Origin of the sequence: Ruegeria pomeroyi DSS-3 (assembly GCF_000011965.2) — a bacterium.
GTDB lineage: Bacteria > Pseudomonadota > Alphaproteobacteria > Rhodobacterales > Rhodobacteraceae > Ruegeria_B > Ruegeria_B pomeroyi.
In genome coordinates, this window is sequence record NC_003911.12 from 939,188 (window position 1) to 958,579 (window position 19,392).

The following is a 19,392-nucleotide window of genomic DNA, read 5'->3' on the forward strand; positions in this document are numbered from 1 at the left end:
GCATGAAGGCAAAGTGATTCTGATGGCGCAGTGTGTCGCCAGAGCACTTCTCGTCTGACATTGGTGTGTTTTGGCAGAAATTTTGGACCTGTTCAACACTAAATTTACCTAGCGTCATATGGACGGACAGATGCGCAAGATTTTATGCTATTTTAGCGCTAACATCGTGAAATTTAACATGTTTTCGAAATGCTCATTTAGGAAATCGTTTGCTCATCCGGCGGATTCGGGCCCGTCGGCCGATAGCGATCCAGGCCGAGGGGGGAAGCTGTTCATTTGTGTACAGTGAAATCCATGCTACGGTGAAGGAGTTCCTAAATGTCGGAACGATGTGAAATCTAGCAACTTTGTTATCAAGGAGAAACCGATGACCGTCTTTTCAACACTTCGAAATCCAGGGAGCTTCAACTGGAATATCAGTGGTATATTTCATTTTCTTGAAATCACCTTGGACTCTGCTTTCCGAGCCCGGCTGATTGCCAAATCTGACGATTGTCGCGTAGCCGGTCTGCCAATCCCCACCCGTTTCGCTTCCCTCGCACCGGCCTTTGCCGGAAATACCGAAGCCCATGTGACACGAAAGGAGAAGAACCGTGACAGGTCGCCAGAAAGGAAAGGAAACTGTACCTCGTAAACCCGACCCGCTGTTCGATCAGCTGGGGCCGGATGTAAAGTCCTCTTTGGAACGCAACACCTTTGCCGGATCATTCAGTCCAGAACTGAAACGCGCCATCCGACGTTTCGTATTCGAAGTTGCCATCATCCTGGTCGCCACACTGATCATCTTCGCGGCAACCAAGGCATATGCCCACTACATTTCCGACGATTTCGGCGGGTCAAAATTCCCGGCCAATATCGAACAGATGGACAAGCATGCGCCACCCACAAGTTGCCGGAAACCACAATACTGGAGATGGAACAGTGAGTCCTTCAAAATCTGAGACCGAGAGCGATGGCTCTCAAACTTGACCCGCCCGATCTGATCGCGGCGGGTTTTTCTTTGGTGGCGATGGCGAAATAGCGCCGCAGCCGCGCCTGCCCGGATTGTCAGCCCTGCACCCGCGCCCTATCGTCTGGCCATGCGTCGGATTGCCCTTGCCCTCTCTTTGTTGTTCCCTGCGCCGCTGACGGCGCATCCGCATGTGTTCATCGACACCGGATTCGAGCTGATCTTTGCCCCTGATGGGGCGTTGACTCAAGTGCGGGTCACCTGGGCCTATGACGATTTCTATTCGTTGGTCATCCTCGAGGAACTGGGAATGGACCCCGATGGCGATGGCAGCCTGACACCCGAGGAACAGGCGCAATTGGCGGGGTTCGATGCGCAATGGATCGACGGCTATAACGGCGATCTCGACCTGCGGTTGGGCGATCAGCCACTGGCGCTGTCCGGCCCGCTGGAGCCCACCGCCACCACCGAGGCTGGACGGATCGTGTCGACCCATCTGCGCGCGGTTACTGGTGGCGGGGTGGGGGCGGGCGCGCCCCTGTCGCTGCGCCCTTATGACGAGAGCTATTACACCGCTTACGAGGTTGCGCGCCCGGTCACGATGAGCGGCCGCGACGATTGCCTGCTGGAGCGGTTCGAGCCCGATATCGACGGGCAGTTGGCGGAAATGCAGCAGATGCTGCTGCGCATCGACGCCGATGCCGATCTGGAGGAGATGGATATCCCCCTGATCGGCGCTGAATTTGCCACCGAGATCCGCGTCACATGTCCCGGCTCGTGATCGTTCCGGTTGCGCTTGTGCTGGCCCTCTTGGGCTGGTTCTGGCTCAGCGGCGGTTTCGACCAGCTGACGCTGTGGGCGGCGGGCGAGCAACGGGATTTTCAGAACCGGATCGCCCAGGCGCTGCGCGGATTGCGCAGCGGGCAGGGTGAGGCGCTGATGCTGCTGTTGTCGGTCTGTTTCGCCTATGGCTTCTTTCACGCGGTCGGGCCTGGCCACGGCAAGGTACTGATCGGCGGCTATGGGCTGGGTCGGCGGGTGCCGGTTCTGCGGCTTGCGGCGATTGGGCTGGCGGCGAGCCTGGGCCAGGCGGTTACTGCGATCGCGCTGGTTTATACCGGGGTAATGGTGCTGGATCTGGGGCGTCAGCATCTGGTCGGCGTGACCGAGCGGATCATGGCGCCCGCCAGCTATGCCGCCATCGGGTTGATCGGCTGCTGGCTGGTCTGGCGCGGGGCCCGGCGGCTGCTGGCCACCCAGAAACCCACGCACCACCATCACCATCATGACGGCGAGACCTGTTCTCATTGCGGCCACAAGCACGGCCCCAGCCTGAGCGAGGTCGAGCAGATCGGCACCCTGCGCGAGGCGCTGGCGCTGATTGCGAGCATCGCGATCCGGCCCTGCACCGGGGCGCTGTTCGTGCTGATCCTGACCTGGCAGATGGGCATCGCTTTGGCCGGAATCGCCGGAACACTAGCCATGGCGCTGGGCACCGCCAGTGTGACCGTCGGGGTCGGGCTGGCCTCGGCCGGGCTGCGCGGCGGGGTGCTGGGCGCGGCCTCGGCCTGGCGCTTTGCCGGCGTCGCCCTGCCGATGGTCGAGCTTGCCGCCGGTCTGCTCGTTGCGACCCTTGCCGGCGGGCTGTTCCTGAGTGCGATCTAGGCGCGCCGGGTGATGAAGTTGCGGACCAGATCGACCATCACCGGGGCCAGTTTCGGGGTGATGATATGGCCCATGCCCTCGATGGCGTGAAACTCGGATGCGGGGATATGGGCGGCGATCTCTTCGCCCATTTCCAGTGGCACCAGCGTGTCCTGCCTGCCGTGGATCACCAGACAGGGCAGGTCGAGCTGGCGCAGGCCGGGGCGCCGGTCGGGCGCGTGCAGGATCGCCAGCACCTGCCGGTTCTTTCCCGCCGCATCGACACCGCGGGCCCAGGCGCGCTCGGCCATCGCGCGGATATCGGCCTCGGGCATCGGATAGCCGGGGCTGCCCCACAGCCCGTGTTCGGCGATCTGCGCCTCCAGATACTCTGGCTGGCTTGTGTCGCGCACCAGCAGATTCGCGGCCAGTGCCAGCAGCGCCTCGCGCCCTTCGCCCGCGCGCTCGGTAAAGGGGCGGCAGGCGGTCATCACGATGGTTGCCGACAGCACCCGGCCGGGGTGGTCGATGCAAAGCTGTTGCAGCACCGCGCCCCCCATCGAGATGCCAAAGAAATGCGCGCGTTCGATCCCCAGCGCATCCATCAGGCCGGTGATGTCATCCACCATATCCTCGATCCCATAGGGTTTGGGCAGGTCCGCGCCTGCCGCCAGCGCCGCCAGAATGTCGTCGGCACTGTCGGGCACGCCCGGCGCCGGGCAGCGCCGGGACAGTCCCACGTCGCGGTTGTCAAAGGCGATCGTCCGGAACCCGGCGGCGGCAAAACCGGCGCCCAGCTCCTTGGGCCAATGCACCAGCTGGCTGCCCTGGCCACGGATCAGGATCAGCGGCACCCCGTCCGCCGGCCCGCTCTGCTCGACTTCCAGGTAAATCCCGTTCGCTTCGACCCGCATCGATCCTGCCCCTGATGTTGACCGGGCAAATCTGCGCAAGCGGGCGGGGGATGTAAACCGGTTTGGCGCGCGGCGCTCGATCAGTGCAGATTTTCACATCACCGATGTTGACTCGGCTCTTTCCACCCCCTAGCTATGCGCCGTTAGCACTCGTCAGACCTGAGTGCTAATGCCTCTGTGAGAGAGCAGGGGGAGGGAAACAAACTTTGAGCCTCAAGGAGCTGCAAAGATGGCATTGAAACCGCTTCATGACCGCGTGCTGGTTCGCCGTACCGAAAGCGAAGAGAAAACCGCAGGCGGCCTGATCATCCCCGATAGCGCCAAGGAAAAGCCCAGCGAAGGCGTGGTTGTCGCCTGTGGCGAAGGCGCCCGCAAGGATAGCGGCGAGCTGATCGCGATGGCAGTCAAGTCCGGTGACCGGGTTCTGTTCGGCAAGTGGTCGGGCACCGAAGTCACCGTCGACGGCGAAGAACTGCTGATGATGAAGGAAAGCGACATCATGGGGATCATCGAGTAAGCCACGCGCTTCTCTGATCTCTGGTCGCATCATTCCAAACATATTTCTCAAGGAGAAAGAACATGGCTGCTAAGGACGTCAAGTTCAATACCGAAGCCCGCAACAAGATGCTCAAGGGCGTCAACATCCTGGCCGACGCGGTCAAGGTGACCCTGGGCCCCAAAGGCCGCAACGTGGTTCTGGACAAGAGCTTCGGCGCGCCCCGCATCACCAAGGACGGTGTGTCGGTCGCCAAGGAAATCGAACTGGAAGACAAGTTCGAGAACATGGGCGCGCAGATGGTGAAAGAAGTCGCCAGCCGCACCAATGACGAGGCCGGCGACGGCACCACCACCGCCACCGTGCTGGCCCAGGCCATCGTGCGCGAAGGCATGAAATCGGTTGCCGCCGGCATGAACCCGATGGATCTGAAGCGCGGCATCGACCTGGCCACCGCCAAGGTTGTCGAGGCCATTAAGGCAGCCTCGCGCCCCGTCAACGACAGCGCCGAAGTGGCGCAGGTCGGCACCATCTCGGCCAACGGCGAATCCGAAATCGGCCGCCAGATCGCCGAAGCCATGCAGAAGGTCGGCAACGAGGGTGTCATCACCGTCGAAGAGAACAAGGGCCTGGAAACCGAGACCGACGTGGTCGAGGGCATGCAGTTCGACCGTGGCTACCTGTCGCCCTATTTCGTCACCAACGCAGACAAGATGATCGCAGAACTCGAAGACTGCATGATCCTGCTGCACGAAAAGAAACTGTCCTCGCTGCAGCCGATGGTTCCGCTGCTCGAGCAGGTGATCCAGTCGCAAAAGCCGCTGCTGATCATCGCCGAGGATGTCGAAGGCGAAGCGCTGGCCACCCTCGTGGTGAACAAGCTGCGCGGCGGCCTGAAAATCGCAGCCGTCAAGGCACCGGGCTTCGGCGATCGCCGCAAGGCCATGCTGCAGGACATCGCCATCCTGACCGGCGGTCAGGTGATCAGCGAAGACCTGGGCATGAAGCTCGAGTCCGTCACCATGGACATGCTGGGCACCGCCAAGAAAATCTCGATCACCAAGGACGAGACCACCATCGTTGATGGCGCAGGCGAGAAGGCCGAGATCGAAGCACGTGTTGCCCAGATCCGCACCCAGATCGAAGAGACCACCAGCGACTACGACCGTGAAAAGCTGCAAGAGCGCGTGGCCAAGCTGGCCGGCGGTGTTGCCGTGATCCGCGTCGGTGGCATGACCGAAGTCGAAGTGAAAGAGCGCAAGGACCGCGTCGATGACGCCCTGAACGCCACCCGCGCAGCCGTGCAGGAAGGTGTTGTTGTGGGCGGCGGTGTCGCTCTGGTTCAGGCAGGCAAGGTTCTGGCCGACCTGGAAGGCGCAAATGCCGACCAGACCGCCGGTATCAACATCGTGCGCAAGGCCATCGAAGCGCCGCTGCGCCAGATCGCCGAGAACGCAGGCGTCGACGGCGCCGTGGTTGCCGGCAAGGTGCGCGAATCGGGCGATGCCTCGTTCGGCTTCAACGCGCAGACCGAAGAATATGGCGACATGTTCAAGTTCGGCGTGATCGACCCGGCCAAGGTTGTCCGCACCGCTCTGGAGGATGCGTCCTCGGTTGCCGGTCTGCTGATCACCACCGAAGCTATGGTTGCCGACAAGCCGCAGAAAGACGCCCCCGCAGGCGGCGGCATGCCCGACATGGGCGGCATGGGCGGCATGATGTAAAAGGCGATTTCGCCTGAACATCATCTGTAAAAGGTGCGTGTTCATAGGCCCTTGGGCCTATGTGATACCCACCCTTCGCAGTAGAATACCGGGGCCGCCCTTGGGCGGCCCCTTTGTTTTTCCACCCGCCGCAGCTGGCAGAGTCTCGCCGGTTTCGATTACGGGGAAAGAAAACGATTGGGTGACCGTGACCTTGCGGGCCATGCGGTGTATGCCGAACCCGCCGATCGGGGCGAATTGAACCGCCCTTAGTCTAGCGAAAGTTGATCTTTGCATGAAACCATTCCCGCCCGCCGTATTTCCCGATCTGGTCGACGCCTTGCTGCGCGCGGCCTTCGATACCGGGGCCGAGGCGGATCTGGTGCGCGAATTGCGCGCCGACCGGGATATCGCCACCGAGGTCACCTTTCAGGAACATGGCGAGTTGCTGGGTTATGCGGCGCTGTCCTGGATGCGCTCGCCCGATGGCTGGCTGTGTTTGGCCCCGCTGGCGGTGGCGCCCGGGGCGCAGGGGCGGGGCATCGGTTCGAAAGTGCTGCAACTGACCCTGAAATGGGCGGCCGAGCGCGATCTGATGATCGTGGTACTGGGCGATCCCGCCTATTACGAGCCGCGCGGCTTCTCGCAGGCCCGCGCGGCCGAGCTGCGCGCGCCCTATCCCAACGAACACCTGATGCTGGCCGGGCGCGGCAGTGAGGCACCCAAGGCACGGCTGGTCTATCCGCTGGCGCTGGAGCCGCGCTGACGCGGAAGTGTCTGTTGCGGCGCCCCGCGATCCTGTAGGCCGGGTTTATGCGCCTGTTTCTGCTCACTGCCCTGACCATGACCGCCTTTGCCGCCAACTCGGTCCTGAACCGGCTGGCGGTCGCCCAGGGTTGGGCCGATCCGGGTGGCTTTGCCATTCTTCGGGTGCTGGCCGGTGCTGCCATGCTGACGGTGCTGGTTCTGGCGCAGGGCCAGCGGCTGCCGCTCTGGCGGCGACGCCGGCTGTTGGGGGCGGGATCGCTCACCCTCTACATGGTCGGGTTCTCGCTGGCCTATCTGACGTTGGATGCCGGGCTGGGCGCGCTTATCCTGTTCGGTGTGGTGCAGATCGCCATGTTCGGCTGGAGCGCCGCAACCGGCGCACCGCCGACGATGCGGCAGATGGCCGGTGCGGCGATCGCCTTTGGCGGGCTGGTCTGGGTGCTCTGGCCCGCGGGCGCCTTTCGTGTCGATGCGGGCGGGGCGGGGTTGATGGCGCTCGCCGGGATCGGCTGGGCCGCCTATACGCTGGCGGGGCGGCGCGAGGCGGATGCGCTGGCCGCGACGGGGGCCAATTTCGCGCTGGCGCTACCGTTGACCGCCGCTGCGATCCTGCCGGTCACGGGAGTGCCCGCGATGTCGGGCGCGGGCCTGCTGCTGGCAACGGTGTCGGGGGCGGTCACCTCGGGGCTGGGCTACGCACTGTGGTACCGGTTGGTGCCCGCCTTGGGACCGGTCCGGGCGGCGACGGTACAGCTCAGCGCGCCGGTTATCGCGGTCCTGGGGGGCGTGTTGCTGCTGGGTGAGACGGCCCCGCTGCGCCTGCTTCTTGGCGGTGCGGTGCTGCTGGGTGGGATCGCGCTGTCGATCCGGCGCGCGCCTGACGCTTGAACCTTTCGCTGCGCCGCAAATCGCAGTATGCCGCGCGCATGCGTTGTCTGCCGATCCTCCTTCTCTGCCTGCTGCCCGGCACTCTCTGGGCCGATTGCGTCGTGCTGCTGCATGGGCTGGCCCGGACCGAAGCGTCGCTGTCGGTGATGGACCAGGTGTTCGAGGCGCGCGGGCTGCGGGTGGTGCGCCCGGGCTATCCCTCGACCGACATGTCGATCCCGGACCTGGCGCGCGAGACCCTGCCGCCCGCGGTCGCCGCCTGCGGCGACGAGACGGTGCATCTGGTCGCCCATTCCATGGGGGGGATCCTGATCCGCTACTGGCTGCTCAGCAACCGGCCCGCAAAGCTGGGCCGGGTGGTGCTGCTGGGCCCGCCCAATCAGGGCAGCGAACTGGTTGACGAGCTGGGCGCCTGGGAGGTGTTCGGCCGCCTGAACGGCCCGGCCGGGCTGGCGCTGGGCACCGGTCCCGACAGCGTGCCGCGCGGCCTGCCGCCGGTGGATTACCCGGTGGGCGTGATCGCGGGCGATCAGTCGCTGAACCCGATCTTCTCGTCGATCATCCCCGGCCCGGACGATGGCAAGGTCTCGGTCGCCTCGACCCGGGTGGCGGGCATGGCTGACCATATGGTGCTGCCGGTCACCCATACCTTCATGATGAACAACCCGCGCGTCATCGCGCAGACCCTGCATTTCATCGAGACCGGTCATTTCGATGCCGATCTGTCATGGCTCGATGCGGTGTTCGAGACGATCGACCGCGTCTGCCTGCGCAGCGAATGCTGGGAAGGCCCGGGGGGGAGAGAGAGATGAACGGCGTTGAGCTGACCCTGACCGGGGCCGAGGTGCTGTTGCCCGGTGGCCCGGCCCGCCGTGATCTGTGCCTGTCGGGTGGGCAGGTGGTTGACGCGCCCGCCGGGCGCCAGGTCGACCTGAGCGGGTATCTGGTGCTGCCCGGCATTGTCGATCTGCATGGCGACGGGTTCGAACGGCATATGGCCCCACGCCGGGGCGCGATGAAGGAGATGGGCGAAGGCGTGGTTGCCGCCGAGGCGGAACTGGCCGCAAATGGCATCACCACCGCCGTCCTCGCCCAGTTCTGGAGTTGGGAGGGCGGGCTGCGCGGCCCCGATTTCGCCGCCGGCGTGTTCCAGGCGATCCGGCAGGTGCAGGGCAGTCTGGTCACCGACCTCATCCCGCAGCTGCGCTTTGAAACCCATCTGCTCGAAGATTACGCAGCCCTGCCTGACAGGTTGGCCGAATGGCAGGTCCCCTATGTCGTGTTCAACGACCACCTGCCCCATGACCGGCTGGCCGAGGGGCGCAAACCGCCCCGGCTGGCGGGGCAGGCGCTGAAGGCTGGCCGCAGCCCCGAAGCACATCTGGCGCTGTTGCAGGCACTGCATGCCAATGGCCCGCAGGTGCCAGCGGCACTGGACAAGCTCTGTGCCGAACTTCACCGGCGCGGAGTGCGCATGGGCAGTCATGACGACCACAGCGCCGAAGATTGCGCCACCGGGCAGGGGCGCGGGCTGACGATATCTGAATTCCCCGAAACGCTCGAAGCGGCCGAGGCGACGCGGGCCAGCGGCGGCCATGTCATTCTCGGCTCGCCCAACGTGGTGCGCGGTGGGTCGCACAAGGGCAATGTCAGCGCGCTCGACCTGATCACCATGGGCCTGTGTGACGCGCTTGCCTCGGACTACCACTATCCCAGCCCCCGCCGGGCGGCGCTGATGCTGGTGCGTACGGGTCTTCTCGACCTCGCCGCCGCCTGGGCGCTTGTCAGCAGCGGTCCGGCGCGGGTTCTTGGGCTGGACGACCGGGGAGAGCTTGCGCCCGGCAAGCGCGCCGATCTGGTGATCCTCGATGCACAGAGCCACCGGGTCGCCGCGACGTTTGCGGCTGGCCGGGTCAGTTATATGTCGGGCGATGTGGCGACACGCTTTCTGGCCTGAGCCCTTTCACTTTGCCCCAAAATACTCCCGCCGGAGGCATCGCGCGCAGCGCGATAGGGGCTGCGCCCCGCCTCAGGCCCAACGGGCCGTCGGCGGGGCGCGCGAAATCCGTGCCGGATTTCGCCGCCTGCCTCAACCGTTCCGCTTCATCCGGTTGACATGGCCCATCTTGCGGCCGGGCTTGGCCTCGGCCTTGCCATAGAGATGCAGTGCCAGATCACGCTCGCGCGCCAGCTCGGGTATCCGGTCCATGTCGGCGCCGATCAGGTTCTCCATCACCACATCGGTATGCCGCTGCCCGTCGCCCAGCGGCCATCCCGCCACCGCGCGGATATGCTGTTCGAACTGGTCCACGGCGCAGCCGTTCTGGGTCCAGTGTCCCGAGTTATGCACCCGGGGCGCGATCTCGTTCACGATCAGCCCGGCAGGGGTCACGAACAGCTCGACCCCCATCACACCCACATAGTCGAGCGCGTTCAGGATCCGCGCCGCCAGCAGCACCGCGTCGGTGCGCTGCGCCGCGCTCAGCCGCGCGGGCACGGTGGTGGTGTGCAGGATACCGTCGCGATGCACGTTCTCGCCGGGATCGAAACAGGCGACCTGCCCGTCGAGCCCGCGCGCGGCGATGACCGAGACCTCGTGGCTGAACTGAACGAACCCTTCCAGGATCGCGGGCGCGCCGGCCATGTCGGCCAGCGCCGCCGCGGCATCCCCGGGCGCTTTCAGCCGCGCCTGTCCCTTGCCGTCATAGCCAAAGCGCCGGGTCTTGAGGATCGCGGGCGTGCCGATCTCAGCAATCGCGGCCTCGAGGCTCTCCAGATCGGTCACATCGGCAAAGGGCGCCGTCATCAGGCCCAGATCGCGCAGAAAGCTTTTCTCGGTCAGCCGGTCCTGGCTCACCCGCAGCGCCTCGCGCTCGGGGCGGATGGGGCGGTGCGCCTCAAGGATGTCCAGCGCCTCGGTCGGGATATTCTCAAACTCATAGGTGATCACGTCGACCGAGGCGGCGAACTGTGCCAGCGCTTCGGCGTCGTCATAGCCTGCGGTGGTGACCCGGTCGGCCACCTGACCGGCGGGCGGGTTGGCGCCCGGTTCATAGATATGGGTGACAAAGCCCAGCCGCGCGGCGGCAACCGAGAGCATCCGGCCCAACTGGCCGCCACCCAGAATACCGATCCGGGCGCCCGGTTTCAGAGCCTCACTCATCGACCGGCTCCTCGGGGATCGAGGCAGAAAGCGCCGCGCGCCAGGCGTCCAGCCGTTCGGCCAGGCCTGCGTCCTGCAGGGCGAGGATGCCGGCCGCCATCAGCCCCGCATTGGCGGCACCCGCCGCGCCGATCGCCATGGTCGCAACCGGATAGCCCTTGGGCATCTGCACGATGGAGTAAAGCGAATCGACCCCCGACAGCGCCCGGGTCTGCACCGGCACGCCAATGACCGGCACCCGCGTCTTGGACGCCATCATGCCCGGCAGATGCGCGGCCCCGCCGGCCCCGGCGATGATCACCTGCAAGCCGCGCCCCACGGCGGCGCGGCCATAGTCCCACAGCCGGTCCGGGGTGCGATGCGCCGAGACGATCCGCGCCTCGTAAGCCACGCCCAGCTCATCCAGAATTTCCGCTGCACCCTTCATGGTCGGCCAGTCCGACTGGCTGCCCATGATGATCCCTACCTTGACCCCGGCCATGTGCCCCGCCCTCTGTGGAAAGAGCGCGCACTATAGCCAAAACCGGCCAACTGGCAATGCGGTATGGCGGCGTGCCGGGACAGGCCGGATCAGGCGATGATATCGGGAGTCAGACGGTCCTCGAGCATCGCGATGATATCCTTGAGGCGCAGCTTCTGCTTCTTCAGACGCTTCACCGTCAGCTGATCGGCGGTGCCCTTTTCCTCCAGCGCGGCGATGGCCTCGTCCAGGTCACGGTGCTGGCGCCGGAACACTTCCAGCTCGACCCGCAGAACCTCATCAGTTTTCATCGACATATCGCTGGGTGCGTTCATTCGGGCGACTCGCAGGTCTGTTTCCAAGGTGCTGCAAAGAATACGCTTTTACGCTGATTTCGACCAGACCTTGTGGTGTGTCCGATTTCTTCCCATATTCTCTATCAAGCGGTTGCCGGTTTCGGGGCCGCGCGTGAACGTCGCTTTGACCATAAGGACGAGAGAAACGTGTCGAAACTTACTCTGGGCTCTTACCCGCATATGCTGGGCTTCGAGCAGCTGGAACGGCTGCTGGAGCGTTCGGCCAAATCCGGGAACGAGGGCTATCCTCCCTATAATATCGAGCAGACCTCCGAGACCTCGTATCGGATCACCCTGGCGGTGGCCGGTTTCGCCGAGGCGGATCTGTCGATCACGGTCGAGGATCGTCAGCTGGTGATCCGTGGCCGTCAGAGCGACGACAGCGAGGGGCGGGTGTTCCTGCACCGGGGCATCGCCGCGCGCCAGTTCCAGCGCATGTTCGTGCTGGCCGAAGGGGTCGAGGTGGGCGAGGCCGTGATGGAAAACGGTCTGTTGCATGTCGATCTCAGCCGCGCGGTGCCGCAATCGGTGGTTCAGACGATCAACATCAGGAAAGGGTAAGCGATGCATACTCCGTTCGATTTCAAGGATGACGGCGACCGGATCGTCTATGTCAAGACGGTCGATGTTGCCGATCTGCCCGACGAGGTCCGCCAACAGGCGGGCGGGCGTGATCACCTTTATGCGGTGCATAACGCCGCTGGCGAGCAGCTGGCGCTGGTGGCCGACAGGCGGATGGCCTTCGTTCTGGCGCGCCAGAACGATCTGTCGCCCGTCGCGGTGCATTGATCCGCGCCCGCAACGGGGCCGGATTTCCCGCGTGACATTTGCGGCGGAACCGCCGAAACATGCGGTTCTGCGGGCAGATGGCGAAAGGGTCGCGGATGAACTGGTACGACTTTGACTGGGTGGATGCGTTCACCGACCGCCCCTTTGGCGGCAATGGCTGTGCCGTGGTGCATGGTGGCGCGGGTCTGCCAGCCGAGACCTGCATGGCCTATGTTCGGGAAACCTCGCTGGTCGAATGCACCTTTACCGGCCCCTCGGATGTGGCCGATCTGAAGGTGCGCTATTTCCTCGCCAGTCGCGAGATCCCCTTTGCCGGGCATCCCACCATCGCAACCGTCGCCGCGCTCAGCGCGCGCGGCTTCATCGACAAGACCGATCTGGTGCTGGAAACCGGCGCCGGACTGGTGCCGATCCGCATCTTTGGGGACGAGATCGAGATGACCCAGGTGGCGCCGCAATTCGGCGCGCTGGTGCCTGCCGAGCAGGTGGCCCGGGTCATCGGCCTGCCGACCGAGGCCATCGTGTCGCCGCCGCAGATGGTGTCGACCGGGCTGCCCTTTTGCATCACGGTGCTGCGTGACCGCGCCGCGCTTCAGGCCGCGCGGCTGGATGTTGCCGCCCTGACCGCGATGGCGGCGGGGCTTGGCTATGACGGGTCGGATATGCTGGAACCGTTTCTGGTCACGCTCGAGGGCGCGACCGAGGCGGGCGATACCTTTGCCCGGCTGCTGCTGGCGCCGCCCAGCCCGCCCGAGGATCCGTTCACCGGATCGGCAACGGGCGCCATGGCCGCCTATCTGTGGCATCACGGGCTGATGGCAAAAGACACGTTCATCGCCGAGCAGGGGCACGGCATGGGCCGCCCCGGTCAGGCGCGCGTCACCCGCCTGGGGCCGCCCGATGCGATGACCGGGATCAAGGTCGCCGGGCAGGGCACCATCGTGATGCGCGGCCAGGTCCGGCTGCCGGGATAAACGCGCATGTCCGATCCCGCCATCGCTGTCCTGCCCTATGGCATGAAGCTGGGTCCGGCGCTGTCCGGCCTGCCGCTTGACCAGGTGAACTGGCCGCTGGGATGCCCCGAGCGGCTGGTGGGCAAGACCCTGGGTGATCTGGGGGCGGGGGATCACCTGCTGGTCTATCCCCGCACCGGAACCCATTTCCAGCTGAGCCGGGGCACCCGCGCTCGTATCTCGCTGATCATGGCCGAACCGGCGGTGATCCATGCCAAGCACTATGCGCTTTTGCGCGTCACCTGGCGGCGGTTTCACCGGGTCCTGACCTTCAATCAGGCGGCGGTGGACCGGTTGCCCAATGCGCGGCTGTTGCTCTTTGGGTCGACCTGGGTGCCCGAGTGGCAAAGCCTGACACCCGAGAAGGTGGCGCAATGTTCGCTCATCGCCTCGGCCAAGCGGGACAGCACGGGCCACAAGCTGCGCCATGCGGTGGTGGATTGGGTGCGCGCCAGCGATCAGGACGTGGCGGTGCTGGGGCGGGGCTATCAGCCCTTTGACAGCAAGGCCGACGGGCTGGCGCCCTATCGCTATTCGGTGGTGATAGAGAATGTGCAGGAGCGGAACTATTTCTCGGAGAAACTGCTGGACGCGGTGTTCTGCGAAACGGTGCCGATCTATTGGGGCTGTCCCAACATCGCCGATTTCGTGGACACCACCGCGATGATCCTGTGCACGCGCGAAGAGGACATCCGACGCGCGGTCGCCGAGATGAGCGCCGAGGATTACGCCGCCCGGCTGCCCGCCCTGCGCGCGCTCAAGCAACAGCTTGCCCCCTATGCCGCGCATGAGGCACGGGCAGCCCGGATGATCCTGGACGAGCTCTGACGCTGGTGCGCGTCGATTTGTTCTTGGCCTGCCTGTCAATCCCCGACTAAACTTTTGGTTGAATCCAATCTGTTGCAAGGGGGCTTGATGCACAAGGGAATGAGGATTTTGGCGGTTCTGGCGGTTTCTCTGCTGCCGGGCTTTCCACAGGCGGCCGAGCAGTGGGAGAAGGACCAGATCGCCTGCGTCCAGAACCAGCTGGCGACATTGGGCATTTCAGGGGTCTCTCCCACGGGCAAGATCAATGGAGCGACCAAGGCAGGGACCGAGGCCATTCGCGGCCAATACCCCTCGGCCGCGGGTCTGGCGCTGTTGCCCAAGTTGTCGGGCGTCAGCGCGGTCGGCTGGTGCCGCGAGATTGCGGCGCTGCAACCGGCGCTGCGGCGGTTCATGCCCTCGGCCCAGCCGCCTCTGGTCACCGGCGAGGGCGGGCAGGGCAGCATGCAGACCCGTCTGCTGGCCACGGCCTTTCGCGATGTCGAACAGTTTTTCCAGAGCCAATACGGCATCCGCCCGGCCTCGCGGGTTGACGTGGCCGGGGCCGCTTCGGGCGAGGTGCTGACCCAGCTGGCGGTCAATCTGCAACGCCAGCGCGGGCGCTCGATCGCCCGGATGAAGGATCACGTGACCGACAATTGCGACAGCCCCAGCCTGAGATATGGCGGGCAGGCCTATCGCAACCAGCTGCTGCTTTGCTGGCCGGTGGCCAAGCAATATGACAAGGGCTGGTACAGCAAGGTCTATCCCGTGGTCTCGTCGATCATGGCGCATGAATACATGCATCACGTGCAGCGCGAACTGGCCAATGACAAGGTCAGCACCGGCGCAAACCGAAGTCAGGCCAAGCGCGGCCCGGCCTGGATGACCGAGGGCACCGCGGAACTGGTCGAGGCCCGCTGGCGCCGCGCCAAGCTGGGCAAGGGTAAATCCTTTGCCGAACTGCAAAAGGCGGCCCATGACCATCCAAAGACTTTGGGTGGCATGCATGGATGGGGGTCGGTCAAGGATGCGCACCAGTACCGGGTCGCGCATTTCGCCGCCCATCTGCTGGCCGAGCGTTATGGCGATCAGGCCATCATGAATTATTGGCGCTATATCGGGCAGGGACAATCCTGGGACGGCGCGTTCCGGGCGGCCTTTGGCGAGTCGCTGAGCGCCTTCAGCAGCCGGTTCGAAACCCTGCGCCACAACACGGCCCAGGCCAAGGCCTATGCCGCCGGGCAATAGCGACCGGCAACCATGAAAAAGGCCCGGGAGGCGATCCCGGGCCTTCTTGTGTCTGGCTCTGGTGCCGGTCAGCCGGCGATCAGCCCCATGTTTTCCAGCTTCAGCAGCACCTGGTGGGCGCAGTTGTCGACCTCGACATTCTCGGTCTCGACGCGCAGTTCAGGGGCCTCGGGCACATCATAGGGGTCCGAGATGCCGGTGAATTCCTTGATTTTGCCCTCGCGGGCCAGCTTGTACAGGCCCTTGCGGTCGCGGCGCTCGCATTCCTCGATCGTGGTGGCGACATGCACCTCGACAAAGGCACCGAACTGTTCGATCTCTTCGCGCACCGCCCGGCGGGTGGTGGCATAGGGCGCGATCGGGGCACAGATGGCGATGCCGCCATTCTTGGTGATCTCGCTGGCGACATAGCCGATGCGGCGGATGTTGAGATCGCGGTGCTCTTTCGAGAAGCCCAGCTCGCTCGACAGGTTCTTACGCACGATATCGCCGTCCAGCAGGGTGACCGGGCGGCCGCCCATCTCCATCAGCTTGACCATCAGCGCGTTGGCGATGGTCGATTTGCCCGAGCCCGAGAAGCCGGTGAAGAACACGGTAAAGCCCTGCTTCGAGCGCGGCGGCGAGGTGCGGCGCAGTTCCTTGACCACTTCGGGGAAGGAGAACCATTCGGGGATCTCCAGCCCTTCGCGCAGACGGCGGCGCAGTTCGGTGCCCGAGATATCCAGCACGGTATCGCCCTCGGGGACCTCGGAGACGGGGTAATACTGGGCCTTCTCCTGCACATAGACCATGTGCTTGAAGTCCACCATTTCCAGGCCGATCTCGTCCTGATGCTTCTTGAACAGCTCCTGCGCGTCATAGGGGCCATAGAAATCCTGACCCTGGCTGTTCTTGCCGGGGCCGGCATGATCGCGGCCGACGATGAAATGGGTGCAGCCGTGGTTCTTGCGAATCAGCCCGTGCCAGACCGCCTCGCGCGGGCCGGCCATGCGCATGGCCAGGTTCAGCAGGCTCATGGAGGTGGTGGCGGCGGGGTACTTGTCCAGCACCGCCTCGTAGCAGCGCACCCGGGTGAAGTGGTCGACATCGCCTGGTTTGGTCATGCCGACAACCGGATGGATCAGCAGGTTGGCCTGCGCCTCGCGCGCGGCGCGGAAGGTCAGCTCCTGATGCGCCCGGTGCAGCGGGTTGCGGGTCTGAAAGGCCACGATACGGCGCCAGCCGACCTTGCGGAAATAGGCGCGCAGCTCGTTGGGGGTGTCGCGGCGGGCGCGGAAATCGTAATGCACCGGCTGCTGGATGCCGGTCACCGGGCCGCCCAGATAAACCTTGCCTGCCACATTGTGCAGATAGTTGACCGCCGGATGTGCCTGATCGTCGGCACCGAACACCTTCTCGGCCTCGTGCGCCTTGTTGGGCACCCATTTGTCGGTCACGGTCATGGTGGCGAGGATCACGCCCTCCTGATCGCGCAGGGCGATGTCCTGGCCCAGTTCGATCGTGTCGGCAAAACCCTCTTTCACGTCCAGCGTGATCGGCATCGGCCAGAGCGTACCGTCGGCCAGTCGCATGTTGTCGACGACGTTGTTGTAATCGGCCTCGCTCAGGAAACCCTTGAGGGGCGAGAAGCCGCCGTTCATCAAGAGTTCGAGGTCGCAGATCTGGCGTGGAGACAGATCGTGGCTTTTCAGCTCGGCCGCCTCCATCTTCAGTTTCTGCGCCGAGTCGTAGGAGACATAGAGTTCCGGGATCGGAGCGAGGTTGCTCAGCATGGTCATGTCGATACTCTTGATCTGTAAGGTCACTGCGTTGAGGGGTCTGTGTTGGCGGTGCAATAGACCCGTGTGCCGCAGATTGTCTAGGACTGCGGCGCAACAAAGGACGAATTGTGCCATTCCGCGACAAATCGAAAGGTTTTTGCTGGTTTCTTGACGCCAGGGCGGAACTTTTCCGGATTTTTTGCCGGATTTCAGGGTTGGCTGGAACTTGGTTCGCCCCTGGTTTGGTCGAGCGATAGCTTTGCCGCAGTGGCGACGGGCAGGGCGGCGACCGGTTGTGGCACCCCGCGCAGCGCGAAACTGCCGAGTTCCAGCGCGCTCAGATCGGCACCCGCCGCGTGCAGCACGGCCTCGGAAATCAGCAGCTCGACCCCCAGCGCCTTGGTTTCGGCCTCGAGCCGGCTGGCGGCGTTGACCGTGTCGCCGATGATGGTGCGGGGGGCATGGCCCGCGGCCCCGATCTCGCCCAGCACCAGCGTGCCCAGATGCAGTCCCATGCCGATCCGTACCGGCGGTGTCCCCTCGGCGGCCAGCGTCCGGTTGAACACTTCGAGTGCCGCGCCGATGCTCCGCGCCGCCTCGATCCCGGCGCGGGCCGAGGTCTGGGCATCGCGCGCCTCGAACAGCGCCAGAAACCCGTCGCCCAGGTATTTGTCCACGGTGCCGCCGGCGCCGATGACCGAGGGCACGATCGCATCGAAAAAACGGTTGAGCAGAAACACCACGTCATAGGGCAGTTGCCCGGTGGTGCGGGCGGTAAAGCCGCGCATGTCCAGGAACAGAACCGCCAGTTGCCGTTCCTGCCCCTGGCTGGCATGGGCGCGACTGCGGCCGCCCTCGGGGCGGAATACGCGAAAGACCGTGGCCGGATCGGTGGGCCGGATCTGGCAGGCCAGCCGCGTATTGGGCGGTGCGCCCACCGCGCGCAGGCTGCGCAGCTCCACCTCCGAGGGGGGGTGCAGCAGGTCGGCCCCTGCTTCGATCACCACGCGGCAGGTGGTGCAGCGCCCCTTGCCGCCGCACAGGGCGGTATGGGGCACGCCGTGGCTGCGCGACATCTGAAGCAGGGTCAGGCCGCGCTCGGACACGATCTCGGGCCCGTCCACATACCGGATGCGCACCGCATTGCGCCGCCGCAGCAGCCTGCGGCCAAGGTGGATGGCCGCGGTCAGCGCCAGCAGCCCCCAGAAAACCGCAAGGCCCAGGTCCTTGACCTGAAACAGCGCACCGAACGTCGCTGCATCGGGCCAGTTGAACGCCTCCATATAGCCCGGTCTCTGCGCATCGTTCGTGAAGATCGCGAACATCCGCCGCCCCTCGGTCAGCAGCCCGGCCAGCGCGAAGGCGGGCACCAGCACCGCCAGTCCGATCATCCAGGGCACCCAGGCGCGCCACCAGCTGGTCAGCCGCAGCCAGAAATGCAGGCCGATACAGCCATGGATCCAGACCACCAGAAGCAGTCCGCTTTGCTGCCAGATCGAGATATTGGGCCACATCAGGATGATGAGATAACTCATCTCGTCATTGACGCCATAAACCTCGTGCGCATAGCGGGTGTGGGTCAGATGCGCGATCAGTTGCAGTGGGATCAGCAGGCCCAGCACGACCTGCACCGCCTCGCTTGCGCGCATGCGCAGGCGCCGCCGCCGTGCCAGCCCGCTCAGCGCCAGCCCGGCATGGATCAGCAGCGCCCCATAGAGAAGGATCGAGCCCACAAGGCTGCGGGTGATCACCTGGCGGGCATCCTGAAATGCCTCCATCCAGGCGGGGCTGATCAGGCCCAGCCCGATATTGACGAAATGAAAGAAGGCATAGGCAAACAGGATCAGCCCGCTTGCGATCCTGAGACGTGTCGCCAGACTGCCCCGCCAGAGTGCGCTTGTGCCCATGCCGCCCGTCTCTTGTGCTCTCACGGTCAAGTGTGTGGGGCCGGGGCCGGGCGGTCAAGTCATGTGGTGGTGATGTCGGTGCCGGGCCAGGGCAGGGGGGCCGTGCCGCCGGCCCGGACCGGGCCCGGGTCGAACAGCACGATATGGCTCAATTCGGGGCGCGAGCGCGAGGAATAGAGCAGCCCTTGCGCCCCCTCGGCCCGGGCCGTGTCGGAATAGGGCCAGCTGGGTGCGGCGGCGCCGGTGGCGCGAATATCCTGCCAGATCTGCGAAACCTCGGGGCGACCGCGCAGATCGGCCAGCCAGGCCCGCGTCACCTCAAGCGGCACGATCACACGGGGTGGGTCCTGCGGCCCCACATAGCGCCGGATCGCGACGCCCGCGCCCTCGGGCGTCAGCGAGGCATAAAGCGCCCATTGGCCGGAATGGTGAAACCGCCCCTCGGGCGCGCGGGCCGGGGCGGTGGGCGCCCCGGCCAGATCGGCGAACAGAATTCTCCAGACGGTGCCGGAGAAGTCGATCACCGG

At 65.0% G+C, this 19,392-nt stretch carries 21 protein-coding genes; 14 read left to right on the top strand and 7 right to left on the bottom strand.

All coding sequences use genetic code 11. The annotated features are described in order from the left end of the window. Positions 1–593: 593 nt before the first annotated feature. From SPO_RS04445 to SPO_RS04455, 3 genes are all read left to right on the top strand, one after another. Complete coding sequence (locus tag SPO_RS04445) at positions 594–941, top strand: hypothetical protein (RefSeq protein ID WP_011046631.1); 348 nt, start codon at positions 594–596, stop codon at positions 939–941. 138 nt (positions 942–1,079) lie between these two features. Beyond that, positions 1,080–1,730 carry a DUF1007 family protein gene (locus tag SPO_RS04450; protein ID WP_011046632.1) on the top strand — a complete coding sequence of 217 codons (651 nt, stop codon included), beginning with the start codon at positions 1,080–1,082 and terminating at the stop codon, positions 1,728–1,730. After that, complete coding sequence (locus SPO_RS04455) at positions 1,715–2,614, top strand: nickel/cobalt transporter (RefSeq protein ID WP_011046633.1); 900 nt, start codon at positions 1,715–1,717, stop codon at positions 2,612–2,614. Before SPO_RS04450 ends, SPO_RS04455 begins: the two co-directional genes overlap by 16 nt. Here the strand turns inward: SPO_RS04455 and SPO_RS04460 are convergent. Beyond that, positions 2,611–3,507 (bottom strand): alpha/beta fold hydrolase, encoded by an 897-nt coding sequence (locus tag SPO_RS04460; RefSeq protein WP_044027931.1) that lies wholly within the window; start codon positions 3,505–3,507, stop codon positions 2,611–2,613. The two genes, SPO_RS04455 and SPO_RS04460, sit on opposite strands and share 4 nt — an antisense overlap. A gap of 229 nt (positions 3,508–3,736) precedes the next feature. Here SPO_RS04460 and groES point away from each other — a divergent pair, with 229 nt between their 5' ends. From groES to SPO_RS04490, 6 genes are all read left to right on the top strand, one after another. Next, positions 3,737–4,024 carry a co-chaperone GroES gene (groES, locus tag SPO_RS04465; protein ID WP_011046635.1) on the top strand — a complete coding sequence of 96 codons (288 nt, stop codon included), beginning with the start codon at positions 3,737–3,739 and terminating at the stop codon, positions 4,022–4,024. 62 nt (positions 4,025–4,086) lie between these two features. Continuing rightward, positions 4,087–5,727 (top strand): chaperonin GroEL, encoded by a 1,641-nt coding sequence (gene groL, locus SPO_RS04470; RefSeq protein ID WP_011046636.1) that lies wholly within the window; start codon positions 4,087–4,089, stop codon positions 5,725–5,727. A 274-nt stretch (positions 5,728–6,001) separates the two neighbouring features. Next, positions 6,002–6,472 (top strand): GNAT family N-acetyltransferase, encoded by a 471-nt coding sequence (locus SPO_RS04475; RefSeq protein WP_011046637.1) that lies wholly within the window; start codon positions 6,002–6,004, stop codon positions 6,470–6,472. A gap of 47 nt (positions 6,473–6,519) precedes the next feature. Beyond that, positions 6,520–7,362 (top strand): DMT family transporter, encoded by an 843-nt coding sequence (locus tag SPO_RS04480; protein ID WP_011046638.1) that lies wholly within the window; start codon positions 6,520–6,522, stop codon positions 7,360–7,362. Positions 7,363–7,400: 38 nt separating this feature from the next. Further along, entirely contained in the window at positions 7,401–8,174 is a 774-nt protein-coding gene (locus SPO_RS04485) for an alpha/beta fold hydrolase (protein ID WP_011046639.1), read from the top strand. Then, a complete protein-coding gene (locus SPO_RS04490; protein ID WP_011046640.1) occupies positions 8,171–9,319 on the top strand; it encodes an alpha-D-ribose 1-methylphosphonate 5-triphosphate diphosphatase in 1,149 nt (382 codons plus the stop codon). Before SPO_RS04485 ends, SPO_RS04490 begins: the two co-directional genes overlap by 4 nt. A 132-nt stretch (positions 9,320–9,451) precedes the next feature. Here SPO_RS04490 and SPO_RS04495 read toward each other — a convergent pair whose 3' ends face one another. From SPO_RS04495 to SPO_RS04505, 3 genes are all read right to left on the bottom strand, one after another. Beyond that, positions 9,452–10,525: a 5-(carboxyamino)imidazole ribonucleotide synthase gene (locus tag SPO_RS04495; RefSeq protein WP_011046641.1), complete on the bottom strand. Its 1,074-nt coding sequence runs from the start codon at positions 10,523–10,525 to the stop codon at positions 9,452–9,454. Further along, positions 10,518–11,006, bottom strand: coding sequence for a 5-(carboxyamino)imidazole ribonucleotide mutase (gene purE, locus SPO_RS04500; RefSeq protein ID WP_011046642.1), 489 nt, complete (start codon positions 11,004–11,006; stop codon positions 10,518–10,520). Before purE ends, SPO_RS04495 begins: the two co-directional genes overlap by 8 nt. An 89-nt stretch (positions 11,007–11,095) precedes the next feature. Then, a complete protein-coding gene (locus tag SPO_RS04505; protein WP_044027932.1) occupies positions 11,096–11,320 on the bottom strand; it encodes a YdcH family protein in 225 nt (74 codons plus the stop codon). Positions 11,321–11,488: 168 nt separating this feature from the next. Here SPO_RS04505 and SPO_RS04510 point away from each other — a divergent pair, with 168 nt between their 5' ends. From SPO_RS04510 to SPO_RS04530, 5 genes are all read left to right on the top strand, one after another. Then, a complete protein-coding gene (locus SPO_RS04510) occupies positions 11,489–11,902 on the top strand; it encodes an Hsp20 family protein (RefSeq protein WP_011046644.1) in 414 nt (137 codons plus the stop codon). A 3-nt stretch (positions 11,903–11,905) separates the two neighbouring features. Next, positions 11,906–12,130, top strand: coding sequence for a DUF1150 family protein (locus SPO_RS04515; protein WP_011046645.1), 225 nt, complete (start codon positions 11,906–11,908; stop codon positions 12,128–12,130). Between the two features lie 95 nt (positions 12,131–12,225). Continuing rightward, entirely contained in the window at positions 12,226–13,104 is an 879-nt protein-coding gene (locus SPO_RS04520) for a PhzF family phenazine biosynthesis protein (RefSeq protein WP_011046646.1), read from the top strand. 6 nt (positions 13,105–13,110) lie between these two features. After that, positions 13,111–13,971, top strand: coding sequence for a hypothetical protein (locus tag SPO_RS04525; protein ID WP_011046647.1), 861 nt, complete (start codon positions 13,111–13,113; stop codon positions 13,969–13,971). A 99-nt stretch (positions 13,972–14,070) separates the two neighbouring features. Further along, on the top strand, positions 14,071–15,198 hold the full coding sequence (locus SPO_RS04530) for a hypothetical protein (protein WP_044027933.1): 1,128 nt from the start codon (positions 14,071–14,073) through the stop codon (positions 15,196–15,198). Positions 15,199–15,266: 68 nt separating this feature from the next. Here the strand turns inward: SPO_RS04530 and SPO_RS04535 are convergent, their stop codons facing one another. From SPO_RS04535 to SPO_RS04545, 3 genes are all read right to left on the bottom strand, one after another. Continuing rightward, the gene (locus SPO_RS04535) at positions 15,267–16,976 is read right to left on the bottom strand and encodes a bifunctional sulfate adenylyltransferase/adenylylsulfate kinase (protein ID WP_011046649.1); all 1,710 of its coding nucleotides are present in this window, start codon (positions 16,974–16,976) and stop codon (positions 15,267–15,269) included. Between the two features lie 191 nt (positions 16,977–17,167). Continuing rightward, complete coding sequence (locus tag SPO_RS04540; protein WP_011046650.1) at positions 17,168–18,865, bottom strand: adenylate/guanylate cyclase domain-containing protein; 1,698 nt, start codon at positions 18,863–18,865, stop codon at positions 17,168–17,170. A 59-nt stretch (positions 18,866–18,924) separates the two neighbouring features. After that, entirely contained in the window at positions 18,925–19,389 is a 465-nt protein-coding gene (locus SPO_RS04545) for an RES family NAD+ phosphorylase (RefSeq protein WP_011046651.1), read from the bottom strand. Positions 19,390–19,392: the final 3 nt, after the last annotated feature.

Bases quoted from the DNA above. Each gene is read 5' to 3' on its own strand.
- SPO_RS04450 (WP_011046632.1), top strand. From the start codon at position 1,080: ATGCGTCGGATTGCCCTTGCCCTCTCTTTGTTGTTCCCTGCGCCGCTG.
- SPO_RS04455 (WP_011046633.1), top strand. From the start codon at position 1,715: ATGTCCCGGCTCGTGATCGTTCCGGTTGCGCTTGTGCTGGCCCTCTTG.
- SPO_RS04460 (WP_044027931.1), bottom strand. From the start codon at position 3,507: ATGCGGGTCGAAGCGAACGGGATTTACCTGGAAGTCGAGCAGAGCGGG.
- groES (WP_011046635.1), top strand. From the start codon at position 3,737: ATGGCATTGAAACCGCTTCATGACCGCGTGCTGGTTCGCCGTACCGAA.
- groL (WP_011046636.1), top strand. From the start codon at position 4,087: ATGGCTGCTAAGGACGTCAAGTTCAATACCGAAGCCCGCAACAAGATG.
- SPO_RS04475 (WP_011046637.1), top strand. From the start codon at position 6,002: ATGAAACCATTCCCGCCCGCCGTATTTCCCGATCTGGTCGACGCCTTG.
- SPO_RS04480 (WP_011046638.1), top strand. From the start codon at position 6,520: ATGCGCCTGTTTCTGCTCACTGCCCTGACCATGACCGCCTTTGCCGCC.
- SPO_RS04485 (WP_011046639.1), top strand. From the start codon at position 7,401: ATGCGTTGTCTGCCGATCCTCCTTCTCTGCCTGCTGCCCGGCACTCTC.
- SPO_RS04490 (WP_011046640.1), top strand. From the start codon at position 8,171: ATGAACGGCGTTGAGCTGACCCTGACCGGGGCCGAGGTGCTGTTGCCC.
- SPO_RS04495 (WP_011046641.1), bottom strand. From the start codon at position 10,525: ATGAGTGAGGCTCTGAAACCGGGCGCCCGGATCGGTATTCTGGGTGGC.
- purE (WP_011046642.1), bottom strand. From the start codon at position 11,006: ATGGCCGGGGTCAAGGTAGGGATCATCATGGGCAGCCAGTCGGACTGG.
- SPO_RS04505 (WP_044027932.1), bottom strand. From the start codon at position 11,320: ATGAACGCACCCAGCGATATGTCGATGAAAACTGATGAGGTTCTGCGG.
- SPO_RS04515 (WP_011046645.1), top strand. From the start codon at position 11,906: ATGCATACTCCGTTCGATTTCAAGGATGACGGCGACCGGATCGTCTAT.
- SPO_RS04520 (WP_011046646.1), top strand. From the start codon at position 12,226: ATGAACTGGTACGACTTTGACTGGGTGGATGCGTTCACCGACCGCCCC.
- SPO_RS04525 (WP_011046647.1), top strand. From the start codon at position 13,111: ATGTCCGATCCCGCCATCGCTGTCCTGCCCTATGGCATGAAGCTGGGT.
- SPO_RS04530 (WP_044027933.1), top strand. From the start codon at position 14,071: ATGAGGATTTTGGCGGTTCTGGCGGTTTCTCTGCTGCCGGGCTTTCCA.
- SPO_RS04535 (WP_011046649.1), bottom strand. From the start codon at position 16,976: ATGACCATGCTGAGCAACCTCGCTCCGATCCCGGAACTCTATGTCTCC.
- SPO_RS04540 (WP_011046650.1), bottom strand. From the start codon at position 18,865: ATGGGCACAAGCGCACTCTGGCGGGGCAGTCTGGCGACACGTCTCAGG.